The organism is Prevotella heparinolytica (assembly GCF_004342845.1).
Classification (GTDB): Bacteria; Bacteroidota; Bacteroidia; order Bacteroidales; family Bacteroidaceae; genus Bacteroides; species Bacteroides heparinolyticus.
The window spans coordinates 47,725-60,087 of sequence record NZ_SLXB01000004.1 but is presented as its reverse complement, the minus strand read 5'-3'; the positions used below and the strand labels follow the sequence as shown (position 1 = coordinate 60,087).

The window sequence follows — 12,363 nt, the reverse complement described above, 5'->3', positions numbered from 1 at the left end:
ACACACAATAGATTACCAACCTGCATTTTGTTCCAGGTTTCCCCATTTCATCGTTTCGTCATAAGGTATAGGACCATAGTACATATAATCCTTATATACTCTGTCTTCTACTTTAATCTCCGTATAGGTCAGTTCATCGCCTGCTTTGCTCACCTGCATGCCTTGAGCCGGCTCGGTCAAAGGAGCTTTCCAACGACGCAAGTCCCAGAAACGCTTATTCTCGAAACAAAGCTCTATGCGACGTTCATTGCGAATAAGCTGACGCATCTTGTCTTTGTCGTTCTTAATGCTCTCCAAGTAGGCATCCCCGTTATCCGCACCTACCCCTGCGCGAGCACGGATGGCTTTGATAACATCATACGCACTGTATGCGTGATTTCCTTTACCGGTAGGTCCCCATACTTCGTTGGCAGACTCAGCATAAGCCAGAAAAATCTCTGTGTAACGGATTCGTGCCGTATAGTGCTTCTGCGCATTCAGTGCACTGGGATTGGCACTACAATCTTCACGCAAGAGCTTACGCATGTAATATCCGGTACGAGTAGAAGTAGCTTGCTTGTTCAGCCCATCATTGTCGGAAGTATAGGTACCTGTAGTAATTGTTTTTCCTTTGAAGTTTGCACCATCATAGATGATGTACTGTGCCAAACGCGGGTCACGACCAACATAAGGAGATTTTTTTGAATAACCGCTCAACGCATCATCAATGGGATATCCATTGGCCATAGGGAAAGCATCTACCAAATTCTGAGTAGGATTGATACGTCCGTTGCCATAGAGCGAAGGAGGGAAATTGTCTTTTTCGGTCTGAAGCCCGATATCCCAATCAGCATCTCCATTGGATATATTTCCGCGCCAGATAATTTCGGCCGGCACAGCTCCCGAACCTAAATTATCAATCTCTGCCGTATTCATAAACCACGTATGTCCCTTAAGAGCAATACCTGAAACACCGCCTATGCGATCCAACACTATTGCAGCATAATCGGCAGCTGTTGCTTGATTGATCGTGGTACCCTCTATGAAAGCGGGACTGGTGGCCAACAAAGCTACTTGTGCCCGAATGGCTTCTGCAATGCGCGCACTCATACGGCCACGCATGTAAGTACCAAACACCCGGTTGTAATCACCGGCATTTGTTACACCATTTGCTTTATACTTTGCAGGGATATCAGCATCTTTCACATTCACATAATCCAAAGGAAGCAATTGCAAAGCAGCATCAATATCTTCAAAGATCATGTCCAAGCACTCTTGAAACGTGTTTCTTGGCAGATTGAAATCCGAAGAAGCTCCTTCAGAGCTTGTCAATTTAGGAACACCCAACATCCGCCCATCCGATGTTTTTCCTGCATGAGCCATCAGCAAATAATACATGTTCAAGGCACGAAGCGCATAAGCTTCACCTTTCAAGTGGTCGCAATACATCGCATTGACTTTCTCGTCTTTGGCCCACACCACCTTATCTACATTTTCAAGAAAAATATTGAGATATTGAATGGTGGCCTTACGAGCCTGCCATTGAGACACCGGATTGTTAGCAGAGTTCCAAGCCCCTTGAGCCATTTTCTGCAGATTATTCGACCGGTCGTTCGTTACGGCATCATCTGTGGCCACATCGCTCACACTTCGGGTGTCATAAGGGAGCATGGCATAGGCATATCCCAGAAGTCCTTGGGCATAGGCCGGTTCGTTATACATCTCCTGTATACCTCTATTGTTTTCGATAGCAGGCGAAAACATATCATCACATGCCGTAAATGTGGCGAGCAACGCCACGCATCCTATGATGTTTTTTATTTTCATATTGTTCATTGTTATATTTTTTAGAATACCGCTTTCACGCCAATATTATAGAATCGGGTTTGTGGCGCACTTCCCACGCTCATCTCCATATGCTTGCGCTCCTTGGCTATGGTAAGCAGATTTCCTCCGCTCACATAAGCAGAAACTTCGTGCAGGAACGAGTTGCGGAGCCACTGTTTGGGCAAGTCATAAGTAACCTGCACTTTGACCAGATTAAAACGGTTGTTTTTATACATCCAGAAATCCGAAGAGACGAAATTGTTGCTTCCACTCTCCGTGGTAAGACGAGGATAAGTGGCAGTTTCGGCCGTTTCAGGTGTCCAACGGTTGCGTACTATTGCTGAATATTTGTTTTCTCCCGAAATCCAATAGTAAGAACTGTTCTTCATGCCATAAGCTCCGAAACCTCCCGTACCCAAAGCAAAGAACGTAAACCCGTTCCATTTTGCCGTCAGGTTCACACCGAGGGTAAAAGGCGCTCCATACCATCCGCCTTTGCCTAAGTAGGTCTGGTCTTTCTCGTCAATCACGTTATCGTTATTCAAATCAATGTACTTGATGTCACCGGGTTTTACCGTACCTCCCAATTTCTGCTCCGGAGAAGCGGCAATATCCGCGTCGTTCTTAAAGAAGCCTGCACTCTTATATCCCCAGATGCCATCCACCGGACGTCCTTCGCGCTTACGGGTATCTGTGAAGATTTCGTCACGCTTTGTAGCCTTGGTGTCGTAATAAGTTCCCGACAGTCCCAAAGAAAAGTCCACCTTACCTAAACGTTTATTCATATTTACGTTGAAGTCAAACCCAACGCGACGGTTGTTGTTATAGTTCATCACAGGAACAAACGATGCCGCCGGATATCCGGTAACCAAATGTCCCGGATAAGAAGTGGGGTTAACCAAGTAGCCCTCCATAGAATTGATAAAGAACGAAGCATCGGCAGTTAACAGTTTCTTCCATAATGACGTGCGCAGATTGGCAGACAGTTCTTTACGTTTAATGAAAGTGAGATCTGTATTTTCGCCACGGGTGGAGATAGTATATCTTCCGCTTGAACCATCGTACCAGCCATAACCATCGTTCTGAGTCCATACCGATTTATACAGATAATACTCGTTTCCTCCCAACGCTACATCTATGTCTTGATGCAACACACTTCCGGATATACTGAACATCAAATCGTCTACTACCGGAGAATCGGCCAAGAAACCCTCTTTGCTCATTCTCCATCCCAATGTCAAAGAAGGAGAGAGAGCGTTGCGGTGTCCTTCGGCCAGCTTAGCCGAATGAATCAATGCCATTCCAAAGTCTGCATAATATTTATTGCGGAAATTGTATCCGGCCTGCAAAGCCAAGTTAGCATTACTGATGCGATGATATCTGGCCGACAATGTTTGTTGATAACCCGAAGCTATCAGCATGGCCGAAATGTTATGGTCTTTCTTGAAAGTCCTCTCATAATTGAACCGACCGGAAAACGCGATGGTCTGTGTATCGGCACTTGAACCTACATTCTGTGTAGCCGTCCGCTCATCATTACCTTCTTTCACTAATCCCACAATAACGTCTTTCCCACCGTAGTTAGACCACGTCGGAGTGTAAACGGCATATTTATTGTCGAATGAGGTTGTATAAGCGGTGGCATAGTCCACTGCAAATTGCGTATGAAAAGAAAGTCCCTTCAAAACTTTATTCAGGTTTATATCCACTCCTGCATCAAATTGGAACTGACGGCTTGTTAGTTTTAAGCTTCCGGCTGCATAGCTGTCGGCAAAAACGTTGGTAGGAGCAAGACTGGAACCGCCAAGGAAGTACTTACCATCAATGATGTTGTTAGAAGTATTGATCAACTCCCATGCAGCAGCCGCATTAGGGTCGATATAATCCAACGGAATAAATGGAGCTACATAGTTGTGGGAGTTAGGACGAACGGTAGCCGCATCAGACCAATAATTGCCTTTTGCACTCTTTGCATCATGAAACACAGCATTGGCATTGATGTAGGCATTGATAAAATCGTTAATGGTAACATCTACATTACCACGCACATTCAAACGGTTGGTACCATTGTTCTTGGCTTCACCAAGCTTCAGCAGGCTACCCCCATGCGCATACCCTACTTGAGTGTAGAAACGAGCACGTTTTCCACCTCCTGTAATCTCGGCAGACACATCTGAATAGTTAGAAACCTTCCGAATATAATCGGACGAATAGAAATTCATATCCGGATAGCGATACGGATTCAATCCGGAACCATGGTTATAGATTTGCTCTTGCGTATACGAGATGCCCTTACCATCGTTCAAGGAAGCCTCGTTATAAAGCGTCATGTATTCGGCAGCGCCCAAGTATTCCGGAAAGCTTTTTGCTACATCCAACCGAGTATTGGCACGTACATTCACTCTCAAATCTCCTTCGCCACCTCGTTTCGTGGTTATCAAGATAGCTCCTTTGGCCGCACGGCTTCCATAGAGAACTACGGCCTGTGCCCCTTTCAGGAATGTTATCTGAGAAATTTCAGAGGGTAATACATTGTCTGTGCTGCGAGGTACTCCATCCACCAACACCAAGTATCCGGCATTGTCGGCATCCATTCCCCACATTGAGTTACCGGTCCAGCCACCGATATATCCTTGCATATTATCCAAGCTATAAGTGTTGTAATTCTTGTCGGTCAGCTCTTCAACATTCACTACGGAGACACCTCCCAACAAGTCATTTTGTGCCACTTTGCGATATGCGACTTGTACAAGCGGCTGTTTGTCAGTCGCCAAAGAATCCATTTCATTTTCGACCATTGTCTGTGCATTGACAGCAAAGGATGAAAAGACCGACATCGCACATAAAATGAATTTCGTTTGTATATATTTCATTGTTTACTCTTTTAGTATTAAACATGCATTCTCCACGATCGGCATTACCATCCGGGATTCTGTTTGAACTCTACATAGAGGTACACATCATCGTCCGGCAATGGAAACCAATAATGTTTAGTACCGAAGATGCGTTTCAAGATAACCTCTTCTCTGAAGTTTGCCACCTTAGCCTCTCTCGGGTCGTTTTCTTTAAAGAAATCTGCGCTTTCCAGACGTTCGAATTCTTGAGAAGTTTTAATGGTATAAGGAGCTTCGGTCAACAACAGCCAACGTTGCAAATCGCAGAACCGGAATCCTTCAAAAGCCAGTTCAACAGCACGCTCGCGGCGCAACTCGTCCATAAACTTCCGGTTGTCGGTTAAGAAAGATTCAGCCACGTGTCCGGCCCCACAGCGTTCGCGGATTCTATTTACCGCATCGACTGCCGTCAACGAACAGTTAGAGGACCTCACCCCGGCGCCACCTTGGGCTGCACATGCCTCTGCATACATCAAATAAATGTCTGCCAAGCGCATGTAAGGCAGGTAGCAGTGCAAGTTCGAACCCCAATCGTATTCTCTATCGCCTACATTACAAGTATGCGGCACCAATTTTTGAATGAAATATCCTGTACGACTGCCATTGGCCACCGGACGCATATTACCACCGGTAAACAGTTCACAATAGCGGTATTGCTCACGCTCTGCACTCAATGTTCCGTTTACGTATTTAAATCCATCAAAAACGATGTCGTGATAGAAACGAGGATCTCTGTCCTTAAACGGATATTCGGGATCGAAACCCGAATTAGGGTCAGTCAGCGGCAATCCGTTTGCCATACCATACATGTTCACCAAATTGGCAGTGGGCTGGTGAATAATGTTGTCGTGTTCAACCATACCTCCCACCTTGGGGCCAAACAGTTTAGAAACGTTCCAGTTCGAACCATTGGCGTCAGGCGAAGGACCACGGAAGATAGCCTCTACGCTACCCGGCATCAACCAGTTTTGGCGTCGGGTGTAGAAGATATCAGAAAAACAAGTAGATGCGGAAGAAGCCTTTTCGTGATTGTAGATGTCCGAATACTCATACTGCGCCAAGGCATATTGCGTTTGTCCGCTCTCTACCAAAGCAAGCAGTTCGCCGAAAGCCTCGGCAGCCTTCTTTGCATAGTCCGTATTGTAGCTATAAGTTTTAGCTCCGCCCATTTGAGCACCATGCTCCATCAACGGACTTGCAGCCCACAGGTAGTTCTTTCCCAAATAACCTAAAGCCATGATCTTATTGATACGCAGCTGGTTTTTCCCTTCGGTGAGCTTGCCCGTTGTGGTATTATCCCAATTGATGGGCAGCAAATCGGCAGCTTTACGAAAATCGGCAGCTGCTTTGTCGGCACACTCCTGATAACTCAGTCTGGGCAGTTTCAGTTTAGTAGAAGCATCCAGTGTTTGATCCACATAGGCCAATCCACCGAAATACTGCATCAGTTCAAAATGCCACCATGCACGGAAGAAATACAATTGTCCTTCGATAAGTTTTTTTTCCTCTTCCGTTCCGGTAAACTTATCCAGATTATCTATACCCAGATTGCACTTACGAATGCAATACCAAGCATGCGGCCACAAAGAGTGGTTAAATTTATTGGTAGAAGCGGGATTGCTACCGGTGCGATACAACCAGCTTTGGTTGTTTGACTGCCAAGCTCTGAAGTTTCCTAAATCAGCCTGATGTGTCATGTGTGCATTTCCCTCAGGATTAAACACTTCATCGTCTCCCCAGTTCCACGATGTACAATAGTTATTCTTTTCCTTATCGGGAATACAGTTATAAATCTCTTCGATGAAACCCTGAAAGTTCCTGAAGTTTTTATACGCATCCGTCTCAGACAATGTAGATTCCGGTTCTTTGTCCAGATAATCCTCGCACGAGGGAAAAGTTATCCCCAAAGCAAGAGACAGAACGCCGGTCCACAGATATGTTGTATATCTTTTATTCATAAGATTCTCCTTTTATAATGTGAATTTTATACCTAAATTAAAACGCTTCACCGTAGGATATGCTCCCAAATAGCCCGCTCCGGAGAGGTTTGCCTCACGGTCGTCCGGCATTCTGGTCCACAGCCACAGATTATTTCCATTCAGATAAACTTTCAGATTCTGCACTCCGAACTTCTTTACAAATCCTTTTGTAAAGGTATAAGCCACCTCCACATTCTTCAAGCGGATATAAGAACCGTCGTAAAGGAACTGAGTTCCGGTGTTATAGCTTGGAGTAGAGTTCCAACGCGGCACCACCACATCAGCATTGGGATTGTCTACCGACCACCAAGTACCGATATTGTAAACCGTATTGAGTTTACTGCCAAAGCTATTCAGAGATACGTCACGCGTTACATTGGTCACTCCATAGAACTGGGCGAAACAGCTGAATCCTTTCCATTCAAAACCGATGGTCGCATTGAAGGTGTTCTGCGGGGTTCCTGTGTATCCATAAGGAGCCTGGTCTTTATTGTCTATCACACCGTCGCCATTGAAGTCCACGATGTAATAGTCACCCGGCAACTTGTGTGCGTCATTCGTATCATGAGCCGGACTACCATAGAGTTCATCGAAATTCTGAATAAATCCACCATCTATATATGAAATATATTGCCCGATGCTATAACCCGCAGCTTTCTGATATCCGGGACGCAATTCCTGATCGTCTTTCTGCAGAATTTTATTCTTGGCATGCGTCATGCTGAAGTTACCCCATACGCGCATATCATTGGCAAATGTTTTGTTAACGCGCAATTCCAATTCGTATCCATTGGTTCTAACCTTACCGATGTTGGCAGTGGGCGGTGTACTTCCAAAATAAGAAGGAACCGAACGATCGGCACCAAACACCAAGATGTCCGTACGCTCGTCACGGAAAAACTCCAAGCTACCGGCCAGCAAACCACCCAGAACAGAGTAGTCGATACCCAGGTTTATCTTCTTCACCGTTTCCCATTTCACATCTTTATTACCTATGGCAGCTTCTCTGTACCACGTATAGATGCTTTCTTTCTGATTCAAATCGATGGTGGTATGTCCTCCATAGGCCCACTGGCTCATATAGAGCCATCGTCTGCTTGGGTCAAAAGGATTGGGTCCCAGATTGTCATCACCAATCTCACCATAAGAAGCCCTTAGCTTCAACATATCAACATACTTCTTGAGAGGCTTGAAAAGCGGTTCTTCGCTCACCATCCAGCCCAAAGCTCCTGAATTAAAGAAAGCAAAACGATTCTCCTTGCTGAATTTCTCCGAACCGTTGTAGGCGCCATTGTATTCAATGAAATAACGGTCGGCAAAATTATATGTGGTACGGAAAGCCCAGTCCTCACGGTAGGTAGGCATCACACTGCCTCGGGCATTTTCCTGCCGGCTGAACAGTCCCATAGCCGTAATATTATGCTTACCGAAACTACGTGCCCAATTTAATTGCGCCTGATAATACAGATTACGCACCGTAGCACCATTATCTACCGTTCCGGCTTGTGTGGTCCAGTTCACACCTTGTTGCCAGTCGAAGCCATTTGCACTATCGAAGTCGTTTTTAAGTACGACCTGGCCAGTTTCAGGATTTATCCACTTCTGTTGGGCTTGATTATAAAGGTCGTTGATACCTCGCCGATTCTCTACAAACATATTATCCCAAGACACCATGGCGCGGGCACTCAATCCCTTCGTCACAAAACCCAGATCCTGTTCTAATGTAAAGTCCGTATTGATGCGGGTACTGGTGGTTTGCATATAACCACCCAATGCCATGTTCGAAGCCGAGTTAGACACATTGGATATTTGAGGATAGTATCCCCAAGAACCATCGCTGTATTGCGGCAAAAACACATCGGGGGCAATGTTATAGGCACCTGCCCATTGTTGTCCTATCTGCCACTCGTCTCCACTGACATTATTCCAAGGAGACTTGCGTACGCCATTCGAACCGGCCAAGTTGATCTTGAGCAACGTGGTTTTGGTTATACTAAAGTCTAAGTTACTGCGCACATTGAGACGATCGTATCCATAACCGGAGTTATAATTCCGATTATTGTCGTATACGCGGAAGAGGTCACCCTCGTGAACATAATCGGCCGAAGCAAAATATTTCACAAACTTTGTACCACCGCTTACGTTCACATTGGCATTGTAGGACACGGCCGTTTCTTTGAACAGTGCTTTTTGCCAATCCACGTTGGGATAGCGTTCCATCTGTTCGACGGAGGTCTGATTGCGGTAGTTATTGATAAACGATTGCGGCCTAATATAAGCCCAAGAGTCGGGCGTTAAGCCTAATTCATGCTCTATGGCCACGTTGCGGGCCATCAAAGCATCGTATGCATCGAGCTTATTCGGCAATTTGGAAGGAGCCTTGAGTGTGGCATTAAAACCCACATCTATTTTCGCACTGCCTTCGGTTCCTCGTTTAGTTGTAATCAAGATGACACCATTGGCTCCCTTCACACCATAAACGGCCGTAGCAGAGGCATCTTTCAGGACGGACAATGACTGTACAGAACTGATATCCACGCTATTCATCGGTCGCTCTATACCGTCGACCAACACCAAAGGCTCGCTGTTATTCCAAGAACTTGCACCACGAATCACAATTTTAGGATCTTCCTCACCGGGCATTCCCGTGCCTTGCGTGGTGATTACGCCCGGCAGGTTTCCGGTGAGCGCTCCACCAATGTTGCTTACACCGGCAGCTCTTTCCAGCACTTTACCGGTGGTTTGGGTAATGGCACCTACCACTGAGGCTTTCTTCTGTTGGCCGTAACCCACTACCACCACTTCTTCCAATTGCTGGCTGTCGTCTTCGAGCATCACTCTCATAATAGCTTTGGAAGTCGCTCTCACTTCTTTCGGCTTCATTCCCACAAATGAAACAACAAGAGTGGCGTTCTCATTGGGTACGTTTAAGACGAAGTTACCATCTATGTCGGATATCGTACCTACCGAGCTGTTACTTTTTAATACGACCGAAGCACCAATGATAGTTTCTCCGTTGCCGTCTACAACAACTCCCTTCACCGTCACTCCTTTTTGCGCCGACACCGTCAAACAACAGAGCAGCATCACCAAGATCAGGCCGGGAATCTTCTGAATCTTTTTTGTTACATTTTTCATTACCATTAGTTTAAGAATTAATCACTACATTTTCTCTCTAATTATTAATTGTTACAGATAACAGTTTCAACTATCGTCATACATATTCATAGTGTTCATAATAGTATTTATAAGGTGTAATCATTTCCGGGTGGCATACAGGCCTATCATGCTGCCGGTGAAGCCTCCGGCCGTAGCCGTAGAGAGATAGCCGGCATCTACGTCCTTGCACAGCAGTGTCCACGCTTTGCCTTTGGAGGTGGCGTAGTAGAAATCGTAGTGCGTGCCGCGCGACACGACTTTCAGACGGATGTCGGTTTGCTTGGCAGGAAGTTTCCGTGTGACAAGCACCTCTTCGGCGGAAGCACCGATTTTCTTCAAGGAGATGCTGCGCACTCCTCCGGGTTGAGACACGCAGAAGAAGTATTGATGGTGTTCGTCCTTGAACAGCAGCAGGCCGGCAGCCTCTTTGTCGTCGGAGGGATTGAACAGCATACGGGTGGCAGCCTCAAAATTGTGGTGCTGCATGCGGCGGGAAACAAACGCGGGGGTATCGCGCTCGGTGGCACTGATATCGGCACACTTCAGCGTCAGATAGCCGGGGGCCGAAGACAAGGAGTACAGACCGGTGGCGGGAGCACGGAGCGTAGTCCATTGCATACCCAACGTTTTACCGTCGAATTCTTCGATTTCCTCAAAATTGCCGAAGGTCACTGTTTCGTTGCGCTTCACGCCGGGACGTTTCAAGACCAGAGGTACGGTCTCGTCGCCCTGCGTCATGTAGGGGAATCCGTCCTCGCTCCAGCGCACGGGCATCAGGAAGGTTTCGCGGCCCAAGTTCTCGAACTTGTTGTCGATGGGGCGGCAAGCCAGAAAGACGGCCCACCAATCACCTTCTTTGGTTTGTATCAGGTCGGCATGGCCGGCGCAAGTCACAGGATTGGGGCGCGAACCTGACAGGTGTCTTTGCGTGAGGATAGGGTTTTTGTCCCACGGCGTAAAGGGACCCATCGGAGAGTCGCCACGGAATATCACCTCGGAGTGCCAGTTGCTGGTACCGCCTTCGGCATCCATCAGGAAGTACTTTCCATTTATTTTGTACATGTGAGGGCCTTCAATCCAGATGGGTTTTTCTTCGGGATGCACACCTTTATTTATTAATATCTTGCGAGGGCCGATGGTGCGGTCGGTCGCCACATCGAACTCTTGCACGCGTATGGTGCGGTGCCCGCTGTATTCGGGTTTGTTGTCCGGTGCGTCATCGTTGTTCACAATATAAGCCCTGCCATCTTCATCGAAGAAGAAAGAGGGGTCGATGCCTCCCACTTCGGGCAACATGATGGGGTCGGACCATTCACCGAAAGGGTTCCGGGTCTTTACGAAGAAGTTGCCCGCCCCCACGTTGGTGGTGACCATGTAGTAGGTTTTGTTGTGCGGGTTGTAAGAGATGGCCGGTGCGAAGATACCGCCACTGACGTGCTGGCCTTTCATGTTGACCAACTGCGAGGGACGAGTGAGCACATGGCCTACCTGCCGCCAGTTCACCAAATCCGTACTGTGAAAGATGGGCACTCCGGGGAAGAAGGTGAAAGTGGAAGTAACAAGGAAGTAATCCCCCTCGCCATTGGTGCAGATACTGGGATCGGAATACCAACCCGGAAGGATGGGATTGTAGAACGACTCGGCATCGGGCAGCGGATGCTCTTTATAAAAGGTATCTTCTCCTTTGTAGGTGAAGCGGTCGAACATAGCCGTCGACTTTGCCACAACCGGAGTTCTGCCTACCCCCGCAGTGGAAGAAGCGCAAGAAAATCCCGACATACAGGAAAGGACGAACAAGGCCGCCAGAAGTTTGGAGTTTTGTCTCTTTTTCATCAAAAGCAGATTTTAAAGATTAACGTTTCAGTTTTATAACCCGGAGTTTTCCGGTGAGACAAAGATAGAGCATACGCGCATACGACTGACAGCATTATGATACACGTTTTTTTGATTGTGCTACATGTTTCTTTTTTATGTTACATTTCTTTTTCCCTATATTACATCAAAACAAATTAATCATCTGTAATTTAACAAGATAACACGCTAAAGATAAAAGCGGCATACGAAAAAACAAGCATGCGCCACCTCAAATCTCGGCAAGGCCGGACGAGGCATGCACTTGCTTTGCGCCGCTTTGCACAAACTGCACAGCAGGCGGCAACAGGGATGTTTCGTTATGCTTTATTGATGCAAAAGAGCAACCTCAAAGCACCGTTTTTCTTTCTTTACGCGTTAAGAAAAACATAAACAAAAAAGCATTTTGTAACCCTTTGTAAATCAAGGAGATGAAATTTTACTAAAAATCGAGGCAGTTTTTACTAATTTTCCGGGGAATTTTTACTAAAAATCGGGGGAGATTTTACTAAAAATCCACTCGGCTTTTAGTGCATATTTCTAAATCTTTACAAACAAGGGGAAAATCGACCTAAAAACATCAGTCACTCCGGTTTCAAAAAAAACGGATGAGACAAATGCTGCAAAGCTTCTTTTTTGCTTGAACATAAAATAGAGCCCCGAAAAACAACCGT

The 12,363-nt window shown here is 46.4% G+C and carries 5 protein-coding genes; all 5 read right to left on the bottom strand.

Annotated features, from left to right (window positions below; translation table 11 throughout):
• Positions 1-12: 12 nt before the first annotated feature.
• The 5 genes from EV202_RS03605 to EV202_RS03585 all read right to left on the bottom strand — a co-directional run bounded on the left by EV202_RS03605 (position 13) and on the right by EV202_RS03585 (position 11,617).
• Entirely contained in the window at positions 13-1,806 is a 1,794-nt protein-coding gene (locus EV202_RS03605; RefSeq protein ID WP_131925500.1) for a RagB/SusD family nutrient uptake outer membrane protein, read from the bottom strand.
• A 20-nt stretch (positions 1,807-1,826) separates the two neighbouring features.
• The gene (locus EV202_RS03600; protein ID WP_131925498.1) at positions 1,827-4,679 is read right to left on the bottom strand and encodes a SusC/RagA family TonB-linked outer membrane protein; all 2,853 of its coding nucleotides are present in this window, start codon (positions 4,677-4,679) and stop codon (positions 1,827-1,829) included.
• Positions 4,680-4,723: 44 nt separating this feature from the next.
• Entirely contained in the window at positions 4,724-6,658 is a 1,935-nt protein-coding gene (locus EV202_RS03595; protein ID WP_131925496.1) for a RagB/SusD family nutrient uptake outer membrane protein, read from the bottom strand.
• 12 nt (positions 6,659-6,670) lie between these two features.
• Complete coding sequence (locus tag EV202_RS03590; RefSeq protein WP_207903429.1) at positions 6,671-9,823, bottom strand: SusC/RagA family TonB-linked outer membrane protein; 3,153 nt, start codon at positions 9,821-9,823, stop codon at positions 6,671-6,673.
• Between the two features lie 114 nt (positions 9,824-9,937).
• A complete protein-coding gene (locus tag EV202_RS03585) occupies positions 9,938-11,617 on the bottom strand; it encodes a glycoside hydrolase family 43 protein (RefSeq protein ID WP_394364505.1) in 1,680 nt (559 codons plus the stop codon).
• Between the last annotated feature and the right edge of the window lie 746 nt (positions 11,618-12,363).

What these genes read in the sequence shown, in the direction of transcription:
- EV202_RS03605 (WP_131925500.1), bottom strand. Translation starts at nt 1,806, where the DNA reads ATGAAAATAAAAAACATCATAGGATGCGTGGCGTTGCTCGCCACATTT.
- EV202_RS03600 (WP_131925498.1), bottom strand. Translation starts at nt 4,679, where the DNA reads ATGAAATATATACAAACGAAATTCATTTTATGTGCGATGTCGGTCTTT.
- EV202_RS03595 (WP_131925496.1), bottom strand. Translation starts at nt 6,658, where the DNA reads ATGAATAAAAGATATACAACATATCTGTGGACCGGCGTTCTGTCTCTT.
- EV202_RS03590 (WP_207903429.1), bottom strand. Translation starts at nt 9,823, where the DNA reads ATGGTAATGAAAAATGTAACAAAAAAGATTCAGAAGATTCCCGGCCTG.
- EV202_RS03585 (WP_394364505.1), bottom strand. Translation starts at nt 11,617, where the DNA reads ATGTCGGGATTTTCTTGCGCTTCTTCCACTGCGGGGGTAGGCAGAACT.